This is a genomic window from Acinetobacter sp. neg1, assembly GCF_000788125.1.
Classification (GTDB): Bacteria; Pseudomonadota; Gammaproteobacteria; order Pseudomonadales; family Moraxellaceae; genus Acinetobacter; species Acinetobacter vivianii.
In genome coordinates this window covers 63,921-84,835 of sequence record NZ_JSZD01000020.1, presented here as the reverse complement: position 1 = coordinate 84,835, position 20,915 = coordinate 63,921, and the positions used below count along the sequence as shown (strand labels likewise).

The window sequence follows — 20,915 nt, the reverse complement described above, 5'->3', positions numbered from 1 at the left end:
CCTAATTCCTTGTCATTTATTGCGCAGCTTTCACGATATATTTCGCAATCGCACACAAATATTCATCCGCATTCCGTTTCGCCACAATTTGCAAACCCACTGGCAGACCTTGTTCAGTTTCCAGTGGTACTGAAATCGCAGGATGCCCAGAAAGATTAAATGGTCGAACCAGACCAGTAAGATTTAAAAAAGCCACGGTATTTTCAGCATCAGCAACCTTAGGCGGCAGCTGCGGTAAAGTCGGTAAAATCAAGGCATCGTATTGGGTCAGCAAAGCATCAATCTCAGCGGTAAAATCTGCTTTAACCTGTTCTGCCTGTTTGACTTGGGCCAATGTGGTGTCGGCTGCTTTCAGCAAACGTCCATTGACGTCTGCACCGAGCAAACCTGTTTGGGTCAACTCACCGTAAGCCTGCCAATTTTCATAATTAATGATCTGCATGCCCGCATCGAAGGCGGCTTCAAAGCCTTCCATAGTCACAGCTGATGCTGTCAGATTGGCTTGGTTCAGATAATGCTGGATCGTCTCAATGACGACTGAATCAGCATCAACATTGAGCCACGCCAGTTTCGGTGCCTGTGCTAATTCAGCCTGTGCATGGAATGTTGGATCAATGATTTGCATGGCGCTTTCAATCATTTCGACTGAATTTGCAAAAGGGCCAACACAATCCAGTGAACTGCTTGCTGGATGGACACCTTGACGACTGACTCGCCCAAAGGTTGGTTTTAACCCATACACTCCACAACATGCCGCAGGCATACGAATCGAACCACCTGTATCCGTGCCTAATGTGAAATCTGCCAGACCAGCTGCAACTGCCGCCGCAGAACCGCTAGATGATCCACCTGGAATCAGTTCAGGATATTTCGGGTTAATCGCTGTACCAAAGGTATGGTTAATCCCTGTGATCCCGAAAGCCAGTTCATGCAAATTGGTTTTCGCCGTAATTTGACAATCTGCTGCCAAAATACGCTCGACGACTTCGGCATTGGCAGTTGCGGCTTGACTCTGCATCAAGGCTTTACTGCCCGCCATGGTTTTCATGCCTTGAATATCAATGGAATCTTTCACCATGACCTTCAGTGCACCTGTACCTTTGTGTACCTCTTGTACAACAATATTCATTCACTTTTCCATGTATTTTTATAATTAATACAAATATCGGAAAAAGTAATGTAATTGTCAAGTATTTTTCATGATGAAGAACAAAGAAAATGTTTCTAATTTTTGTATAATGATCATCGTCCATTTTTATAAAGTTACGACTTGGCTATGCTTACTCATTTAGAACAATTTCTACCTAACAATGAACCGAGCAGCTTACAAAGCTATCCTTTTTTCTGGATCTCGCAGGTGAATGGTAAATACACACAGCTTATTGAAAAATCAATAAAAAAATTAGGAATCGATAATACACGTCGTAAAATTATTTTAAGTACCAATGCCCTGCAACAAGCGAGCATTACCGAGATTGCCAACCTTTCTACGCTCAAACTAACGACGGCAACCAAAGCCATTTATCGACTGGTTGAAGATGATATTGTGCAAGTTTTTTCATCAGAAGCAGATGAACGCATCTCAATGGTCAAACTAACCGACAAAGGCAAAGAGCTGGTCGAACAAATTAATCAGATCAGTCAGGTCACTTTATCTGGGATTCTGAATGCTTTTGATGATGCTGAATTGCATCAGTTGAATGGTCAATTGAAAAAACTGTTTGATTTGATGCCATCGAGTTAAGACAGCAAAAAGCCCATGTCTATTCAGAGATGGGCTTAGGTTTCAATCAAATCTATTGCTGATTGAAAATATTAAACGGCGGTTTGAGCTGATTTGTGGCGATTCGGTCTGAAAAAGTATGCAGCACTTGCTGTTTATAAGCTGCAATATCAACTTGCTGATAATTATAAAACCCCTGCTTTTCTCTCAAGCCATTACGTTGCTGTCGCATATTCTCGGCAATAATCTCAGGCGTTTGATAACGCTCCCCAAGTTCCTGCTGTAAATATTGCGAAGCATAATACAGAATATCGCCACCTCCCCAGTCAATAAACTCCAGCAAGCCCAATACAGAAAAGCGCAAGCCAAAACCAGTTCGAATGGCAATATCAATATCTTCTGCCGAAGCCACACCTTCCTCCACCATTCGCGCCGCTTCATTCATTGCCAGCGCCTGAATCCGCGGCACGATATAACCTGCTCGAGCATTACAGACCACAGGCACTTTGCCAATTGCCTGCAAGAAGCTTCTCAAGGTATTTACCGCCTCATCTGAAGTTTGCTCAGAACGACTTAACTCAACCAGCGGAATCAGATAGGCAGGATTGAGCCAATGCGCATTCACCACCCGTTCTGGATGAGAAATCATGTGCGCAATATCAGTGACCAGAAAGGTTGACGTCGTCGATGCAACAATACAAGTCGGCGTAATATATTGATCCAGCCAAGTAAAAATATCTTCTTTGGCTTGCCTGACCTCGGGTACACCTTCCATCACCAGATCACAGTGCGCTAAGAGCGATATTGAAGCCTCGCGACTTAAAATCTTAATCTGATCCAGAATAAATACGGTTTGTTCAGATTGAATAAACTGGGTACTTTCCAGCAACTGCAATTCTTGTTTTAAGTCGGTTTGGATTTGAGTCTGATATTGCTCAAACTCAGCCTCCGTGCGTTGTCGAGCATCGATTAAAGCCACGTTTAACCCCGCATAGGCAAAAGCAATTGCAATGGCTTTGCCCATTCGCCCAGCGCCGAGTACGGCAACCTGTTGAATTGGGTTCATCCTAGACTCCTTGCTGCAAAGTCGCTTGCAACTCAGCTTGGCTTTTATCTGCCAGCCCCAGATTCTCAAACGTCCGTCCGTCCTGATACAAATCCTTGCCTGTCACCGCAGAAGCAATGTTCAGTAGTCCTTCTGCCACTGGGGTAGCGACACCCGCCCAACGTCCCACTGATACCAGAAAGGATAGCCCCAGACGCGTATCTTCCAGCATGTAACGATGTGTCTGTAAGTTGATGTCCTCACGCCAGTCACCACTATCGGTTAATTTGCCATGCGCCCCACGGCCATACATCCATTCATCGCCTTCACCATCTTTATTGTAGTGATCTGCCAGTGGAAAATGCGGTGCAGAATAACCCAAAGCTTCCCGTACACGCATACGCTCTGCGTCAAGCTGATTGGTGACACGGCGAATCGACGGTTGTGTCCCTTCATTATGAATATCCCAAGCCTCAAAATGTTCCAGTGGCCCCGCGTTCATCAAAATCAACGGTGGATGAATAATCGGTCCAGCATTCATTAATGCACCACTCAAGCTGTCTTCAATTGGCTCAACACTTGGATACGCCTGTTTTAAAATTTGGAATGCATGCTCGGACAAGCTGCTTGGGAATACCCCCGTTGGTAGACGGGTCGCATAACCACTCACCACGATCTGATTGACCCCGTGCTTACGCACCAAATACGGTAAGGTTCCTGTTTCGGCAAAAGCCACTTGGGCTGTGTTACCTGCTTCACGCATGGCTTTGGCAAAAATAAAAGTACCGAAAGTTGCAGGCGGTAAATACACCACTTGACCTGCTTGAAAGAAAGGTGCAGCCTGCTGAGCCAAATCCAGATGTGTGGTTGCGGGTAAAGGAATAATAATCAGTTCGGCATGTTGAATGGCATGCTGTAAATCATCAGTCAAATTAATCTGACTCTGTTCAAAACCGACCGTGACGCTACGATCGCCCTGATAATCTTTAATCTTGAGTTCACCTGTTGCCGCCAGCTGTTGCAATGCATCGCGGTCACGGCGCCATAATTTCACTTGATGACCTTTTTCTGCCATTTCCGCCGCTGCTGCATAACATCCGTGTCCACCGCCGAGTACTGTAATTTTCATGTGCGTTCCTGCTGCTTGATTTGTCATTCAGCATAGAACGGTCAGCGTAAACGGGCTTATCCAAATGCGCAGTGATTATTCCATTTACGACAGTGTTTCACCCAGTTGTACAGGATTCGTTTTTAAGGTGTGTGATGGCAGGCAGCCGAAGCGCTTTTTATACAAGGTAGAGAAATGCCCAAAACTTTGAATGCCATGATCCAGTAAAATATCGGTCACAGTTTGATGTTCCACTGCTTGCTGTAAAGCGGAATGTACCCGTTCCAGACGTTGCTCACGGATATATTCGACGGGTGTCTGCTGTAGATATTGGCTAAAGCCCTTTTGTAGGCTGCGGATCGATACTTCACAATATTGACTCAACGTCGCTAGTGAAATCGCTTGATGCAGATTGTCATGAATATACTGCTGCGCTTTTTTGATATAGCCTGGCACAAGCTGCTGGCGCTGTGCATTCAATTGCTCACTATAATTATTGGGGATTTTAAGCAAAATCAGCTCAATCAGATATTGAGTAAAACTGGCTGAGATAAAGCTCCAGTTCTGAATATTGTAATAGGCATGACAGAGATAATTCAGCGTTTCTACAATTGAGCTGATCCCTTCCGCGGTACAGGACAAGCCGCTATCAAACCAGACAGGCGTCTGACTGGTATGACCCAGCATTTTAAACAGCTGGGTTTCGATCTCTTGTTTGGACAATTTCAAAATAATATTACGGCAATGCTGATTGGTGACAATCTGCTGTCGGGTATGCGGATGCGTGACCGACATAATGCCTACGGATTGTAGCAGTTGCTGGTTTGCTGCCCCGACCTGACATTGCCCTTCCAGCGTAATCCTGAACAGGTAAAAACTCGAACTGTCATCAATACAGATCACCACAGGTGCACTATATTTCAGATCATACAGCGCCCCATTGCCAAAACTAAAACCATTCAAGCGCGTGTTAAGCGGCTCTTGGGCTTCAACATCAAAACGATGCGGACAGAGGTAATGACTGATTTGATCTTTAATGGTCTGGTAATCATTGGACTGAAATAATAAAAATTCATCCAGATAATGCAAATGATCCAGTTTAAACGTCGCTTGCATCACTTCACTCCCTTGTTATGAATGTCACAGACAAAGCACAAAGCCCATTGCAAAAGAATGGGCTCTTAACACTTGCACTTTGATCAGATCAAGAAGCATGTTCCTGTTGCATACTGTCACTAAATGCCTGACAGCCTTTTTTCAATAGAATGAAAGCTAGTACACAAGAGATCGTCCCGACAATCGACAGTGACATCCCGACCATCAATGGATTTTCAAAGATTTTATCGGTAATCAATGCCACCAATGTGGTGCCTATCCCGACCGCAACCAGATTACTAATCAACAAGAAGACTGCTGAAATTTGTGCACGTAACTGATTCGGCGCCAGCATTTGCATAGCGGTGGTTGAGATCGGCATCGGGAAGGAAGCAAAGAACATCGCAGGCACCAGAAACACCACCGACAACCACAACTCATTCACTTGCGTAAACACCATCATCGGGATAATTAAACCAACAATACCAATCACGCCCGTAATCATTGGGGCATCCTTACGGCCCTTCTGAATAAACCAGTCATTCAACCAACCCGCACAGAATACGCCTAGAATATTGGCTACCAATAGCACACTACCGAGCATATAACCCGCTTCAGTCGGCGTTAAACCAAACTTACGCATATAAAATGCGGGCGACCAACTGATCAGGCAATACAGCGCCATCGCGTAGAAGGTAAAGCCTAAATAATGACATTTAAAAGTACGGCCATGCTTTTTGATAAACTTAAATGCATCTTTCATGCTGGTCTTTTCAACCTGCCCCTGTGCATTTAAACGTTGGCCTTTACGCTGCGGCTCTCTTACCGTCAATAAAACCAGTAAACCGATAAATACCCCAGGTAGACCGACAATAATAAATGCAGCTTGCCATGCCTTGAGTGCACCAAAAACTGGAACCATGATGGTATCCATATTTTTCAGTAAACCAATCACATAACCACCCACCAAAAAGGCAATACCACCACCAACGAAGGAACCTATCGAATACACCGCCACAGCACGGCCCAGCTTGTCTTTACTAAACATATCGCTAAACATCGAATAAGCGGCAGGTGACAAAGCAGCTTCGCCCACACCAACACCCATACGACTCAAAAACAGTTGAATAAAGTTTTTACTTAGACCACAAAATGCCGTTGCAATACTCCAGAACACCACCCCGATAGCAATAATTTTTGGACGTGAAAAACGGTCTGCCAGATAGGCCAGCGGCAAGCCCATAAAGGCATAAAACAATGAAAAGGCCAAACCATGTAATAAGCTGAACTGTGTATCGGAAAGACCAAGATCGGCTTTGATTGGCTCAATCATCAGCGCCAGTATTTGCCGGTCGATAAATGAAAATATGTAGGCCAACATGCAGAGTAATACCACATACCATGCATATATATTTGAGTGAGCACGTGTTGGCTCAGTTGAATGCGTATCCATCTTGCTTCCTTGTCAATGTATTTTTCTAATGCGTCTTCTTATTGAAGGCTCCGTTGACCAGAACTCATCTCCTTTTCTGGCAGACCTTCAATAAGGTAAATTTCCTCCTTCTATAATTATTATTTTTACATGGAATTTTCCATAATATTTTGGGTATAAAGTTATACCTTTTTTACCAATTCAGCACGCAATATTTATCATTTTACGGTAGAGTAAAGATTAAAAAATGGTTTTATAGCGCTAAGCAATTGATAAATTAACTCTTATTTCAGAAATAAGGTTAAACTTGGAGTCGACCTCAACAAAGGAAATTCAAATTTATTTTAAAATGATATTAAATTTTACATTTATTTTTGTTTTAAAATAAAGCGAGATAATCAATTTTCAATGGAAATGAACATGGCTCTTATCAAAGAACAGGCAATCGAAAGCATTCATAGCATGCACGTCCTGATCGAGAAGATTTTTAGCGGAAAACACTCAGAACAAGACCTTCCCCTACTGATTGACTATTTTGCCGATCACTTTGAAATGGTCGGTGCAGCAGGCAAACGTATTTCATTAGAAGAAGTTAAAGGTTTGTTTGCGAATAATCAGGGAAAAATGCCTGATATTCAGATTGAAATCTATGATGAGCAGATTTTAATGCAAAAACCAGATGCCATTGTGCTCACTTATACTGAAAAACATACCAAAGCGTCTGGCATTCTGATCCGCCGTTCTTGTGCCTTAATTGAAGAAATTGATGGCAAAATGTTGTGGAGCTATTTGCAAGAAACGTTCTTGCCTTAAATCAATACTGTGACTGGTTCAAACACAGTCATTCATGAGCAATCATGAAATATTGGGTTTGAACCGAAATCATTCATTTAATTTTCGCTCCAGCCATTCAATTAAATCGTGTGTCTTACGATTGCTGACCTTCTCTTTATTTGCAATGTAATAACACAGTTCAGACTGAATCGACTGAGTCTGACATTGCTGGATCTGCTGCATTTTTAGCAACCGACTCATTAAAGTGGTAGAGGCAAATACAAATCCATTGCCAGCCAGTGCTTCCTGAATGCCAAACAGTTCCTGATCAAAAGTTTTCACGATAATATTTGACGACGCTATGCCATTTAGTGCACACCATTTTTCCAAAGGGGGTGCAGCCAATGTCTTGTTTTTCCACATTGTAGTAAAGATCACAATAGGTTCATCGCCAGCAGCAAGCGGATCAATCTGTTGTCGGCCAAACATATTAAATGTTTCGTAGCGAATAACCTCTGAGGCAGGCACCATCGCAATATTGCCCAAACGTACAGGCAAATTATAGAGTTGCTGGTCTAAGGCCTCTCCTGTTGAAACCTCTACAGAAATATCGGGATGGATCAAAGAAAACTCATGCAATGCTGGGATTAAAATCAAAGCCGCTAAAGATGAAGTCGTCGTTACTTTCACCACATTGCTCGCTAGCCTAACTTCTTCTACAGCATTCTCAATTGTTCTAAATCCTTCCGAAATCTGCTTCGCTAATTTTTCCCCGATCTCGGTGAGGACAATTTTTCTAACTTCGCGATGGAATAAATCAACACTTAACCGATGCTCAAGCTTGGCAACATGATGCGAAATCGCAGTAGGTGTCAGCGAAAGTTCCTCAGCGGCCAGTTTAAAGCTACCTAAGCGCGCGGCTGACTCGAATGCTTTTAATGCCTGTAAAGAAACGTGCATGCCACGCTCCTATAAAAATAATAGATGACTTAAAATCATCTATAGCTGTGATTTACTCGTTTGTCTAGTGCTCTGCTTCATTCCAAAATGGCTGTATATTCAATCAATCAGAGACGGATCAAATGAGTACGATCTTACATATCGATGCCAGTATTCGCGCTGCCAACAATCCTAACCCAAACCATAATTCTATCTCCAAAAACATTGCCCATCACTTTATACAAAGCTGGAAAAAACAGTTCGCTATAGATGAATATATTTATCGTGATGTAGGCATGAATCCACCGCCTTTTATTACTCAGGAATGGATGGGTGCAGCATTTACACCAGAGCAAAAAAGAAGCGCAGAACAACAACAAATACTTGGTCTTTCAGATCAATTGATTGCAGAGATTGTGGCGGCTGAACTCATCATCATTTCATCGCCCATGTACAACTATGGCATGCCAGCTCAGCTCAAAGCCTGGTTTGATCAAATCGCTCGCGTGAACAAGACTTTTGATTTTGATCTTTCACGCGGTGACTTTCCTTTGCAACCGACATTGTCTGGCAAAACGTTGGTGATTATTAGCTCAAGCGGTGAATTTGGTTTTGAAAAAGGTGGGATCAGAGAACAGATGAGTCATCTGATACCTCACCTGCATACGGTGAGCAAATATTTAGGAGTAGATAAAATCTATGAAATTGCTTCTGAATATCAGGAATTTGCGGATGATCGTCATCGACAATCCGTAGAACATGCCTATGCTAAAGCAGAACAGCTTGCGATCGCGCTCAGTCATGAATTAAATCATCTGACCGAACCCAAAGCTGTAGCGATGACTTAGTTTTGCTTAGGCCATACAACATATTATTTTTAATGAAGAATAAGGCGACCATTCCCAGCCTTATTCTTGCAGAAGAGATACTCATTTTTCTGGGTCAACAATACGCTAAAAGTTCCAGCTCTTAGAGCGCTGAGTGAGAGTAAAAGTATTTACATGAACTATAAATACTTATTTCAAGTATCCGATAGAATCAACCATAATGCGTTATGTATACAACTGATCGCGTAAGATAGACATATACTTTTTCCAAAGTGAGCAAGTTATTTCCCCCTTCTGATTTGGCAACGTCAAAGTCATCAATAGAGAAAACAGGATAGTTTTATGGATAAACCTATACTATGCCCCAAATGTGGTTCTACAGAAATTGAAACACGCAATCATGACAAGTTATTGAGAACTACAGGCGGCGTATTACTCACGGCCGCAGGAACCACGGCGGGTACAGTTGGTGGTGCTGCAAGTGGAGCATCAATAGGCGCGGCAATTGGTACAGTTGCAGGCCCTTTAGGTGTGATTGTCGGCGGTACAGTAGGAACCTTTGTCGGTGCAATTGGTGCAGGTATCACAGGTGGAGTAATTGGAAATATTTTCGGCAAAAAAGCAGGTGTTCTGGTCGACAAGAATATTTTTCAGGACTATCGCTGTCTGAAATGCAAATATCGTTTTAAGCAAAAAAAGTAATACATCGTTCATTTTCTTGAGTTTGGAGAATGCGTTGTTAGACCAATTCTCCAGATGCTTTCCTTCACATTGAAAACTGTCTCTCATTATTTCAATTCTACTTTCATCTGCCCTGCTATCTTGTATTTCTTATTTTTTAAAAAAGCTAAGGTTCAAATAAAAAAAAATCCCAAGCTCTTGGGGAAGAGAATGGGATTACGATATACACATTCATCAAGAAGTTCATCGTTAGTGCGCTATTTATATCACGCTTTATTTTATAAATACATAATGTGTCACACAAACTATACATAACCGTCTATCTATTCCCACTTTATATCATTAAAGGTCATTAAATTAATCTTTCAGAACAATTAAATAATAAAAAATCTAAAAATGAATGACAGTCCTCTCGCCGTCGACACTGAAAGTTTGTCTTCGAAGATTTTCTTAAATGAAAGACACAATAAAAAAGGCTTCTATAAAAAAGCCTTTTTTAAAAAATAATTCAATGGAATGGAAAAGCGTTGTAGCGCAATGATTTTTTTATTTTAATTATTCTTATATTCATCACTTTCAAAATACGATTGGATCTGCTCAGCAGAACTGGTCTTCAACTTAGCCAGAATAATGCTCAGATCACGTTCAAATGTAAACTCTGCTGGTATTTCCTCATGAATCGGCGGAAGCCTCTTCACGCCCCCTTCAGTAATCCGTTCAATAAAGCCAGCTAACCACAATACAAATTCATCTTTATTTTTATAGTTGGGGACTAAACTAACATCAATACTAATATGGTCTTTGGTCGGCCTATCCTGAAAGCCTTCCACGAAATCGATGTAGTTATACAATAATTTTAAGTCGGTATCTTTAAGTTCTTCACGTAACTGTTTAACAATGAAATTGAGACAATCTTGAAGTGGAACGTTAAACTTTTTTTCCTCTTCAAAATGCCTGTAAATATTATCAGCGATACGCAAATACTGTGGCATGACGCTATCCTTATGTTGTTATGTCCCACTGAGTATGGAACCAAAAGTTTAGTAGATTTGTAATGTTTTACAATGAAGATGTATTTTATATAAACTTTATATGAATAACGACATTTTGGATAGCGCAAAATTAGATGATATATCTAATTTTTCTGCTGATACTTTTGCGTTGGGCTTTCATAGGTCGTTTGTGCCACAGGTGAGACACGCCAGACTGTATTACCAACATCGTCAGCCACTAAGAGCGCACCTGAAAAATCAATTGCAACGCCAACTGGACGTCCCAAAGCTTGACCTTTCTCATTTAAGAAACCTGTGAGCACATCTTGCGGTTGCCCATAAGGCTGTCCATTTCGAAAAGGCACGAAAATCACTTTATAACCACTATGTGGTTTGCGGTTCCATGAACCATGCTGTCCAATGAATGCGCCTCCACGATACTGCGGCATAAGCTCTGTCGCATAGAAGGCCAAGCCTAAAGAAGCAGTATGGTTACCCAAGGCATAATCAGGTTTTAGTGCACGTGCAACCAGCTCAGGATTTTGTGGTTTTATCCGTTTATCGACATGTTGACCATAATAACTGTACGGCCAACCATAAAAGGCACCGTCTTTAACAGAGGTCATATAATCGGGAACCAGATCACTGCCAAGCTCATCGCGCTCATTAACGACCGTCCAGAGTTGTCCACCCTGTGGTTGCCAGCCCAAGCCATTTGGATTACGTAGTCCCGTTGCATACGGTCTGACCTTGGCAGTGGCAATATCATATTCCAGAATCTGTGCCCGACCTTGTTCCTGATCCAGCCCATTTTCCCCGACATTACTATTTGAACCTACCGTGATATAAAGTTTGGTTCCTTCTGGATTGGTAATCACATTTTTAGTCCAATGATGATTGAGCGGCCCCGCAGGTAAATCCAGCACCTTAGTCCCTTTCGCCGTAATTTGGGTTGCATCCTCCTGATAGGGATAACGCATCAGCGAATCCGTATTGGCGACATAAAGCATGTTACCCACCAAGGCCATACCAAACGGAGAATTTAAATTTTGTAGAAAAACCGTATTCTGATCTGCGATGCCATCGCCATTGCTATCTCGTAATAAACGAATTCGATTAGCACTTGGCAATGAGGAGCCTGCACGATTCATTACCATTTTCATGATCTTGCCGCGAATGCCCTTACTATCCTCTGGTTTTGGCGGTGCATCCGTTTCAGCAACCAACACATCCCCATTTGGCAATACATACAACCATCTCGGATGATCTAATCCACTGGCAAATGCCTGAACTTTCAGACCATCAACAGTAGTAGGCATCTTGCCCTTTGGCCAGCCTTTAGCGGGTGCAATATTAACAGTCGGAATCAATCTCGACTGCGGTTCTGGTAAAACAGGTTGTGGACCAAAACTATCGCTAATCGAATATTGAGAAGATGGTGTACAACCTGTAAATATCAAAATAAGACTGCTTCCAGTCAGGGAGAATAACAACCGTAAAGACATCAGGAATTTTCCTTGTTATTTTAATGACTACAAACAGCATAATTCGATCTATACATGAGGTATAGCTGATTTGATTAACAGATTGTCTCTAATGTAAATAAACTGTTTAAAACCTGCCTTAGTCGTTAAAATATAAACAAATACAAAGAGAAGGAAAACAGCATCAATATTATTTTAAGACCGCTTCAATATTCAGAAATTGACTTGATCTGGCAACACATTCATCGACGTGAACTGATTACTCAAAATTATGTCAAACAACAGTGTTTGCAACTCGTTGACTGTTTTTATGATGTTCAGCATTGGGATGCTTATCATCTGCAAAATGATCCGCCTAAATTAAAACAGCTCTACCACCAACAGGCAGAATTCATCGGTGCCTTTAACGGGCAAGGAAAAATGGTCGGCATTTCCGTGGTCTCCAATCAGATCATTCAAGATTATCCAGATGCCAAACTTTTGCACTATTTTTATGTCGATGCCGATCAGCAAGGTCAAGGCATTGGTGCACAACTCATGCAGGCAGCGAAAATATCTGCAATAAAGCTAGGTGCAAAATATCTTTATATTTCTGCCACACCTAGCAAGCGAACTGTTGATTTTTATATGAAACATGGCGCTCAAGTATTGGACAAACCCGATCAGCAGTTATGGCAACTCGAGCCAGAAGATATTCATTTGCTGTGTGAAATTTAAGTTTGTTGGGAAAAATGAGACGTACTTACGACTCATTTTTTCCTCAGCTTACTAGAGCTTTTCCAGCAGCTGCTTAAAACATTAACAGCTCGATTTTTGGCTGAATATTAAGGGTTATTCTCTTGATGAATCAAATAGAGATCGTGCACGCTTGCCAAGAAATCTTAAAAATAACCCTAGCGGATTGACAGCGTAAAAGTGAATGCATCATCACATGAAAATAAGATTAGTATTCACTCACTGAAAGATTATAGAATCGAGTTAGAAATATTTTTAAAACAGCATATCATGGATGATTTAGATTCGTTTTTTAGTTCTCGGGTGAAGTTTAAGAACCTAAAAATTCTTTCTTTGTTAGAGCAGCATAAATCTCTGACCAAAGTCGCGCAGATGATGCATATGACCACATCTGCCGTTTCCAAAGCTCTTGCAGAAATTGAAGCCAACTATGGTGAACAACTCTTTAGAAGAGAAGTTGGGCAACTGGTTGCCCTGCCCGAATGTTTAATCCTGATCGACTCCTATTTAAAAATAGAAGCACAACTTCGCGAAGGTCACGACAGAATTGCCTCACTCAGAGGTGCACGTGCCAGTAAAATCTCAATCGGTATTCATGCACCTTCATTGGAAAATGCACTTGCCAATGCAATTGTACGTTTTAAACAGATTTCTCCTGAAACAGAAATCAGTATTAAAGCTGGCGATAAAACGTCTTTACTCTCTTATTTACGGGCAGGTGAAATTGATTTGGCGATTTGTCGGGCTGAAGTCGATGACCTCGAACATGATTTACGTGCAATTTTATTACATGAACATCAGTTGATATTGATTGCCAGTCATCATCTAAACATTCCTGCCGAACATAAAGATTTAAAAGATTTGTTAGATTACCCGTGGTGTCTGACCGCTCCAAGCTGCCCTGTACGTCAATGTTTTGACGCGAACCTGGTGGCCAGAGGATTAAAACAGCCTAAAAATCTAATTGAAGTAGATAACCCACCGCATCTGATTCTAAATATCATGGAGAAATATCCTTCAATCACCGTCACGTCCAGCAATCTAGCGAGGCTGCTCCATAAAAATAATAATCTTCAGATTTTAAATCGTGAATTAAGTTTCACCATCAAGCCTCAAATCATCATCTGGAATAGTCGAATTCCGCTCAACAGCAATGTTAGAAAATTACGTGATCTGATTTGTTATGAATCCAGATAAAGTCATTTAAACAGACTCACAATTAAAGGCCTAGCTAAAATCAAGATAGGCCTTTATTGACTTATTTAAACTTAGATCGAAAAGGTCAACTCGGCCATTTCAATTGGCCCATCGGTCAACATCACAGGACCCTCAGAGCCGATCAAGACCGTATCGGAATGGCGAAAACCGCCCACACCTTCGATATAAAGTCCTGGTTCAATGGTAAAACACATTCCTTCCTGAATCGGGCGATCATAACCTTCGGCAAAGAACGGCGCTTCATGCCCAGTAACCCCCATACCATGTCCAGTACGATGTAGCAGATAATCCCCCATTCCAGCTTTTCGGAAATAGTCATTCACAGTTCGATCAACCTCACTCATTAATTGACCAGGTTTTGCCATTTCGAAAGCAATACGGCGACCTTCCAGCATAATCTCAAACGGTTTTTTCGCATTTTCAGGCACTTTACCAAGAAAAAAGGTTCTTTCAACTTCAGCGCCGTAACCGTTCATCACTGCATTTACAATCGATACATGCGGGCCGCCCGGCTCCATTCTCATATCAATATTGGTAAAGTTATGCGGATCATGAGACACACTTGGCGGCTGAAATACTGCCGAAATTCTGGTAGCGAATGGATTAAGTTCTCTACTATCGGTCAGTAAACGAGTAAAAATAAGCTCTCTCACCTGACCAATCATTTCCATCAAGTTCATACCCGGATACGCAGATGACAGTAATAGATTATGTCCTTCTGTTGCTAACTGACATGCATAAGCCAGACGTCCTTTTTCATAATCTGATTTGATCATACGTAGATCATCAATGATATCGGTACGGATACGCTCGCCAGGAATTTCAGAATAAATCTGTAAGGGACAAATTGATTCAACACCAATACGCGGATTGCTCTCAAATAGTTCTTTAAATCGATCACTCCATGCCCGACCTGCTGGCGCTGGAAATTCAAAATATGGAATAAGTTCAATCTCATTCACAGCACGAGATTGAACATGCGGAATTTCCAGTTGAGGGACAATAAATTTTGGTACACCCTTTTGAGGAATCACCAAGACAAAAGGCCGCTCATGTACTGCATTTGCAAAATTGGTTAAATAAAAAATATTATCTGGACAAAAGGATACATAATGATCAAGACCTTCCTTCTGCATCTGTTCCTGAACGCGTATTAATCTATTCTGGATTTCACTTTTAGATGGTGGATAAAATATTGGTTCAATATTCATTTTTTGCTCCTTAAAAAAATGGATTTGTGAAATAGAGTTAATTTAAGAAATTAAATTGATTTCACGATATATTTAAAAACTAGAAGGAAAACTTTAAACCCACCCCATAAGTTGAAGGATCATCTCCAGCACCACTTAATGCAATATCATTGATTGTATAAAATGAATTTTCATTATTATCGACATAGGCTGCACGAATATAAGCATCCAAGTGTTTATTAATATGATAATTGGCACCTGCCGAGTAAACCATCGCAGTCCGATCCTGCTGCTCAACATCACGTCGATAAACAGAAGCTTTTAAACTATACTTCGGCTGTTCAAAATTAATCGCTGCACCATAAACCTGAGCAGAAGCAGCATGTGGACTATCAGGTTTAAAATATCCTGCCGTAGCAATTAAAGTTAAATTTTTATTCATTCTTCTTAGAACAAGCGCACGATAATCCTTGGTTTTAACATCGCTTAAAATCTCTCCTTTATAATTTACTGAAAAGTTGCTAATCAGTTCATTATAGGATCCACTTACTCGATTTACCCCATCATCATAAATCGCCAAAATGCCATAGTTTTTCGCATCCGTTACATAAGAACCCTCTCCAACCATCTGGTTTGGAGAATAGAGCATGGTCAACGAAGTATTTTTAAATGTTGGGGTGGTATAACTGACTGCCCGACTGGTTCTGAAATCATAATTAGGGGCACCAGCGCCAAGGTCGTAAGCCTGAATCGCAATCGCTGTCGGGGTAAAAGGAGCGGCAAATAACTCTTCTAATGCACCAGCAACAGCAGGCATAACTCGTCCATACACCAGCGTTCCATACTGTTTGGACTGCAAACCTAAGTACTCTGCACGAGCAAAAGTCGTCTTCCGCACAAATTCCATTTTGCGTAAATCGATCATTGACTCTGCATTTCCAATAATAGACAGGTCGTCATTTAATTTAAGATTCAGTTTTAATCCTAAGCGGCTTGCATAATCCATCCCACTTTGAAACTCATGTGAGTCCTGTACATCTGAATGAGAATAATTTATCCCGTAATCCAGTACCCCATATACTTTAAAGGGAGAGTTTTCATCACCAACGCTAATATCTGCAAAAGCTGCTACTGGTAATGTGCATATACTTAAACATAAAATAGATCTAAACATTATATTTCACTCCATGAACCAACATTTTTCTATTCCTTTAAATTACACAAACTCTTTATTTTTTTAAATTGATATCTTTTCCATCGCAGTTGAATATTTTTCTACTCAAATATTTTTAGGAAAACTTATACAAATAAAAAACCTACTTTTAAAAAGTAGGTTTGAATAAAATATTCACAACAATTTAAGCCAAATTATTAAGCAACACTCAATTAAAATTTAATCCTTTATTTTAACTTCGCCTAATAAGCTTAATATTCATATCAACAACTCAAATAACCAGTTGTGATGCACGTAATTTGATACCTCGATGACAGAGTAAAAGCGAGGTAATTGAAATTATCGCTGCAACCGAGAGATAAATCACAGGCGCCTGTAAATTGCCTTTACTCAATGCATAGGTTGATACAATCGGGGATAAAGCACCAAATAAAGTAACACCCACGTTATAACCAAGTCCTATTCCCAAAGCACGTTGTCTGGCTGGGAAATAATCTGAAATAAATGGGAAATAGCCACCGATCATCAGGCCTAAGCCGCTGGCACACACAAGCTGGAACAAGAACAAGCGACTTGCAGAAGGTACTGCCAATAAATATTCATAAAGCGGAATACCGATAAACGCACAGAGAATGACACCGGTATACATCACTACCATTCTGTTTGATTTATCTGACCAAATGCCGCCGATGATTGAAAATATAATGATGAACAATGTCGCCAATGTTGAACTTGCGGTACCAATAACAGGTTCAATCCCCATCCCTTGCTTAGCAAAAGATGGCATAAAGATAATCACCAGATAAACCACAGCGGAACCAAAACCAGAAAGAGAAGCGACCAGCATCACTCTTTGAAAAATCTGTCCGAATGTTAATTTAGGCGCGACTTTATTGGCTTGATCTTGAACCAGTACCTCACTTTCCTCCATATAGCGACGCAAATATAACCCTAGAGGTATAACTGCAAGGCCAATGAAAAAGCCAATTCTCCATCCCCAGTCTAAAGTGGCTGCTTGCCCCAAAATCCCATAAATCGATAATGCGATACCAGAACCTGTTGCAAGCGCAAGATAAGTTGAACTATTAAATAACGCGCCATAATATCCTCTACGCTGTTTAGGACAACTTTCCATTACTAAAGAAACAGCAGCACCAAATTCTCCAGATGCAGCAAGTCCAGCAACCAATCTTCCCAACACCACCATGGCTGTGCCGAGATATCCACTTTGCGAATAAGGCGGAGCCACTGCAATCAAAAGAGTACCTACCCCCATCAACATGACGGTTAAAATCATTGCTGATTTACGACCTTTACGATCTGCATAACGTCCAATGAAATAAGCACCGAGTGGTCTGACCAAAAAGCCCACTGCAAAAGTGGTAATCGCAGCTAAAGTCGATAAAATTTCATTTTCAGCAGGGAAAAAATTATGTGCGATCGCGAGAGCGAAATATCCATATAACGTAAAATCAAGCCATTCCAGAAAGTTACCCGCAGATAATCCGAGAAATGAGCGTCTATTAATCGTGTGCTTTTCTGTACGCATGATGGTCTCTCCTGACCTAGCATCTATTTGTTAAATTAAAGCTACACAAAAGTAAGAAACTATAAAATTGACAAATTTTCCATCGTGGTTGAGTTTTTTTCTATTCACGTTTTCTCTAAATTACAAAGCGCTATATTCAAATGATGAACTGTATTTTTATTTATTAAACATATGAACAGTCTTTGCAAGCAGATGATATAAGATCAACTGATTTCCCCCTCATATCTTCATTGCTAATCAATGCTTACAAGTTACGGTAACACCTCCAAAGTAATATTTTACCTATCCGAACCAAAGAGAATAAAAACCACATTCTCTCCTAAACCACTGTAATTAATATTTTTTAGCTAACAAGCTGGTCTTTTTGATCTGATTTTCCCTATCCCAAAATCGTGATGAATTGCCCTATTTCCGCTATTTTTAATTTCATCATTTAGACTTATGCTGGAAACATAAATATGGATGAGACAAAGAGTCCCTCTACTTTTTTGAATTTTAGCATTCAGTAGATTGGAGCAGCGCATTGAGTAATAGATCACAGTCAAATATGGATGGAATACAGTTTCCAATTCAGCCCGGCAGAAACAAGCCCAGTACGACAGATACCGCAAAGAAAATCTTATACGCAGCACTAAAAAGTGTCGATTCTCCCTACGCCACTCAATTAACTGCTGAAAAAAACTGGAGAAAGAAATATCCAGTTTATTTTCAAGAGCTGGTGAAAACAGGTATTCGTTCTGTACAGAATCCTCTCCTCATTGCTCAGCAAGGCTTAGATATAGCTAAAAAGTCATTTCACTTTCATCGTGCTGGACAGCAAACGTCTTTAGAACAGGCCATGGCTGATGTTAAAGAACAGCCTTTTGAAAACTTTGTGCTGAAAGGTACAGGCAGCCCGACGATTGAGCCGTGGTATATTCCGTTTAAAGGACAAAAACTGCAAGGTGAAGCCTTACTCAAGCAGATTGACCGCTGGGAACAGCAACAAATCATAGAACCCAGTCATGCCAAAGCGTTACGTCTGTTGCAGGCTCATCCAGAATGGTTTGATTTGTCCTCTCGTACTATGGTGCTCTTCGGGGCAGCGTCTGAAGCGGGGCCTTTAAGCTGGTTAGCCAAATGGCGTGCCAATATTGTTGCGATTGACTTACCGAATCCAAAAATCTGGCAAAAAATTACCAACACCATTCAACAAGGCAATGCCACACTGATTGCACCGCAAATCACTTTGCAAAATGGTGAAAAACAGCTGGGCGCAAATCTTCTGACTCAAACACCAGAAATTGCAAACTGGTTAAATACATTTGAGCAACGTTTAGATCTGGCTGGGATTGCGTATCTGGATGGTGAAAAACATGTTCGTGTTTCTATTGCCATGATCAGCATTATGGAACAGGTCAGCCGTCAAAAAGCCGATAGCAGCATCATGTTTATGCTAACGCCAACCGACATTTATGCCATTCCAGAATCGGTTGTAGCGTCGATCCAGCAGAAAATTAAACAGCGTCCACTTGTCGAGAAATTACTGACTAAATCGATTCATAACATCTCGTTAAGTCATTTTTTTAAATCGAATATCGAACAGTTGATTGAATCAGATAACGGCCAAAAATATGGTATCTCGGATTGTATGGTGATTGAACAAGGCCCTAACTATGCCCTTGCGAAGCGCCTGCAACAGTGGTTTGCCATTTGTACCCGCGCACGTGGTCAAAAAACGGTTATCAATATTGCACCATCAACCACCACACATTCGGTTGTTAAGAATCCAATTCTTAAGGCGGCTTTTTCAGGGGCTGATTTGTTTAAAGTCGAAACCTTTAGTCCTGAAACCACAAATGCCATTATGGCTGCGCTGTGGGTGCATGATTTAAATAATCCTGAGAGTGCAACCAATCCAGAAAGACCACTCGAACATCCTTTCGAGCTGATTATGGAAAATGCGAATCATGGGGGGTTATGGCATGTTCCTTATTTGGCGAGAACCGCGCTGCCATTTGCTGCAGCTTATGGCTGGGTGAGAGAGAAGTTTTAGTTTTAGAACCTAAAAACTCAAATGAGAAATATTAAAAAAGAGAGCGGATAGGCGCTCTCTTTTTTTATCACACGAGATTCAAGATTAAATCGATGCTTATTGCTTAAACTTTTTAATACTTTTAGAAAGATGAGCTCGCATCATTTGTCGAGCTAACAAACCATCTTGATCGACAATTGCGTTATAAATATTGACATGATCATGGTGAACCGCTTTTAAATATTCTTCACGATTTTCAGGACTTTGCTCAATTGATTTTAAGCGTGCACGCGGAATAATTTTTTCACCCAGATACTTTAAAAAATCGACGAAATATTGATTTTCCGAAGCTTCAGCAATCGCAATATGGAAATCATAATCCGCTTTTACTGTGCCATCATTTACATCTGAAGAAATATGATGCTCAAAGTCCTCAAGCGCAGCTTTCATTTTATCAATGTGAATTTGCTTACGGCGCTCTGAGGCTAAAAACACAGCTTCAGATTCAAGACTAATCCGAAGCTCAAGTAAAGAAACAATATCGTTAATGGTTTCTAAGCTAGCATTCGACAGCAAAAAATTCTGTTCAATGGTTTGTTCTTTAACAAAAGTCCCAATTCCGTGACGAGTCTCGACAAAACCTAAAGAGCGCAACTCGGTAATTGCTTCACGAATGACAGAACGGCTGACTTCAAATGTTTCAATCAATTCCAGTTCCGTTGGAATCTTCTCTCCAACTTTAAATTCTCCAGACTGAATTTTTTCGATTAGTTGTTCTACAATAATCTGGCTTAGTTTTTTTGTTGATCTAGGTTTAATTGCGCTAGACATAATCTGAAGAACTCATGAAATATTTAAAAAAATTAGAAAATTCATTCTACTATAATCTTAACCGATAGTCATATTTGCTTTTTTATTCCCCTAAATACCTAAAA

General features: G+C 40.9%; 19 protein-coding genes. 7 read left to right on the top strand and 12 right to left on the bottom strand.

Going from position 1 to position 20,915, the window contains the following annotated elements; all coding sequences use genetic code 11:
* Positions 1 to 16 precede the first annotated feature (16 nt).
* Positions 17 to 1,129: an amidase gene (locus tag PJ15_RS14730; protein ID WP_047432031.1), complete on the bottom strand. Its 1,113-nt coding sequence runs from the start codon at positions 1,127 to 1,129 to the stop codon at positions 17 to 19.
* 147 nt (positions 1,130 to 1,276) lie between these two features.
* Here PJ15_RS14730 and PJ15_RS14725 point away from each other — a divergent pair, with 147 nt between their 5' ends.
* Complete coding sequence (locus PJ15_RS14725; RefSeq protein WP_004771095.1) at positions 1,277 to 1,744, top strand: MarR family winged helix-turn-helix transcriptional regulator; 468 nt, start codon at positions 1,277 to 1,279, stop codon at positions 1,742 to 1,744.
* A 52-nt stretch (positions 1,745 to 1,796) separates the two neighbouring features.
* On the opposite strand, the gene PJ15_RS14720 is transcribed toward PJ15_RS14725, so the two are convergent.
* The 4 genes from PJ15_RS14720 to PJ15_RS14705 form a co-directional block, all read right to left on the bottom strand.
* Positions 1,797 to 2,789: a 3-hydroxybutyryl-CoA dehydrogenase gene (locus tag PJ15_RS14720; RefSeq protein ID WP_047432029.1), complete on the bottom strand. Its 993-nt coding sequence runs from the start codon at positions 2,787 to 2,789 to the stop codon at positions 1,797 to 1,799.
* Position 2,790: 1 nt separating this feature from the next.
* The gene (locus PJ15_RS14715; RefSeq protein ID WP_047432867.1) at positions 2,791 to 3,897 is read right to left on the bottom strand and encodes an NAD/NADP-dependent octopine/nopaline dehydrogenase family protein; all 1,107 of its coding nucleotides are present in this window, start codon (positions 3,895 to 3,897) and stop codon (positions 2,791 to 2,793) included.
* 84 nt (positions 3,898 to 3,981) lie between these two features.
* Positions 3,982 to 4,992, bottom strand: coding sequence for a helix-turn-helix domain-containing protein (locus PJ15_RS14710; protein WP_047432026.1), 1,011 nt, complete (start codon positions 4,990 to 4,992; stop codon positions 3,982 to 3,984).
* An 88-nt stretch (positions 4,993 to 5,080) separates the two neighbouring features.
* On the bottom strand, positions 5,081 to 6,424 hold the full coding sequence (locus tag PJ15_RS14705; protein ID WP_004771091.1) for a spinster family MFS transporter: 1,344 nt from the start codon (positions 6,422 to 6,424) through the stop codon (positions 5,081 to 5,083).
* A 399-nt stretch (positions 6,425 to 6,823) separates the two neighbouring features.
* Here PJ15_RS14705 and PJ15_RS14700 point away from each other — a divergent pair, with 399 nt between their 5' ends.
* Complete coding sequence (locus PJ15_RS14700) at positions 6,824 to 7,216, top strand: hypothetical protein (protein WP_005256493.1); 393 nt, start codon at positions 6,824 to 6,826, stop codon at positions 7,214 to 7,216.
* Positions 7,217 to 7,285: 69 nt separating this feature from the next.
* On the opposite strand, the gene PJ15_RS14695 is transcribed toward PJ15_RS14700, so the two are convergent.
* The gene (locus PJ15_RS14695) at positions 7,286 to 8,137 is read right to left on the bottom strand and encodes a LysR family transcriptional regulator (RefSeq protein ID WP_047432023.1); all 852 of its coding nucleotides are present in this window, start codon (positions 8,135 to 8,137) and stop codon (positions 7,286 to 7,288) included.
* Between the two features lie 122 nt (positions 8,138 to 8,259).
* Between PJ15_RS14695 and PJ15_RS14690 the strand changes: the two genes are divergently transcribed.
* Together PJ15_RS14690 and PJ15_RS14685 are read left to right on the top strand one after the other, a co-directional pair.
* On the top strand, positions 8,260 to 8,964 hold the full coding sequence (locus tag PJ15_RS14690) for an FMN-dependent NADH-azoreductase (protein ID WP_047432020.1): 705 nt from the start codon (positions 8,260 to 8,262) through the stop codon (positions 8,962 to 8,964).
* Between the two features lie 321 nt (positions 8,965 to 9,285).
* Positions 9,286 to 9,645, top strand: coding sequence for a hypothetical protein (locus PJ15_RS14685; protein ID WP_005256487.1), 360 nt, complete (start codon positions 9,286 to 9,288; stop codon positions 9,643 to 9,645).
* Positions 9,646 to 10,175: 530 nt separating this feature from the next.
* On the opposite strand, the gene PJ15_RS14680 is transcribed toward PJ15_RS14685, so the two are convergent.
* Entirely contained in the window at positions 10,176 to 10,616 is a 441-nt protein-coding gene (locus PJ15_RS14680) for a hypothetical protein (RefSeq protein WP_004771085.1), read from the bottom strand.
* A 143-nt stretch (positions 10,617 to 10,759) separates the two neighbouring features.
* Entirely contained in the window at positions 10,760 to 12,121 is a 1,362-nt protein-coding gene (locus PJ15_RS14675; RefSeq protein ID WP_047432018.1) for a PQQ-dependent sugar dehydrogenase, read from the bottom strand.
* 168 nt (positions 12,122 to 12,289) lie between these two features.
* On the opposite strand from PJ15_RS14675, the gene PJ15_RS14670 reads away from it, so the two are divergent.
* Together PJ15_RS14670 and PJ15_RS14665 are read left to right on the top strand one after the other, a co-directional pair.
* Positions 12,290 to 12,817, top strand: a complete 528-nt coding sequence (locus PJ15_RS14670) for a GNAT family N-acetyltransferase (RefSeq protein WP_081401123.1) — start codon at positions 12,290 to 12,292, stop codon at positions 12,815 to 12,817.
* 288 nt (positions 12,818 to 13,105) lie between these two features.
* Positions 13,106 to 14,032 carry a LysR family transcriptional regulator gene (locus PJ15_RS14665; protein ID WP_047432864.1) on the top strand — a complete coding sequence of 309 codons (927 nt, stop codon included), beginning with the start codon at positions 13,106 to 13,108 and terminating at the stop codon, positions 14,030 to 14,032.
* A 71-nt stretch (positions 14,033 to 14,103) separates the two neighbouring features.
* Here PJ15_RS14665 and PJ15_RS14660 read toward each other — a convergent pair whose 3' ends face one another.
* From PJ15_RS14660 to PJ15_RS14650, 3 genes are all read right to left on the bottom strand, one after another.
* Positions 14,104 to 15,264 (bottom strand): M24 family metallopeptidase, encoded by a 1,161-nt coding sequence (locus tag PJ15_RS14660; RefSeq protein ID WP_047432014.1) that lies wholly within the window; start codon positions 15,262 to 15,264, stop codon positions 14,104 to 14,106.
* Positions 15,265 to 15,343: 79 nt separating this feature from the next.
* Complete coding sequence (locus tag PJ15_RS14655) at positions 15,344 to 16,417, bottom strand: porin (protein WP_047432011.1); 1,074 nt, start codon at positions 16,415 to 16,417, stop codon at positions 15,344 to 15,346.
* A 271-nt stretch (positions 16,418 to 16,688) separates the two neighbouring features.
* Positions 16,689 to 17,966 carry an MFS transporter gene (locus PJ15_RS14650; protein WP_047432010.1) on the bottom strand — a complete coding sequence of 426 codons (1,278 nt, stop codon included), beginning with the start codon at positions 17,964 to 17,966 and terminating at the stop codon, positions 16,689 to 16,691.
* 523 nt (positions 17,967 to 18,489) lie between these two features.
* Here PJ15_RS14650 and PJ15_RS14645 point away from each other — a divergent pair.
* Entirely contained in the window at positions 18,490 to 20,001 is a 1,512-nt protein-coding gene (locus PJ15_RS14645) for a hypothetical protein (protein ID WP_047432007.1), read from the top strand.
* A 96-nt stretch (positions 20,002 to 20,097) separates the two neighbouring features.
* Here the strand turns inward: PJ15_RS14645 and PJ15_RS14640 are convergent, their stop codons facing one another.
* Positions 20,098 to 20,811 carry a FadR/GntR family transcriptional regulator gene (locus PJ15_RS14640; RefSeq protein WP_047432004.1) on the bottom strand — a complete coding sequence of 238 codons (714 nt, stop codon included), beginning with the start codon at positions 20,809 to 20,811 and terminating at the stop codon, positions 20,098 to 20,100.
* Positions 20,812 to 20,915 lie beyond the last annotated feature (104 nt).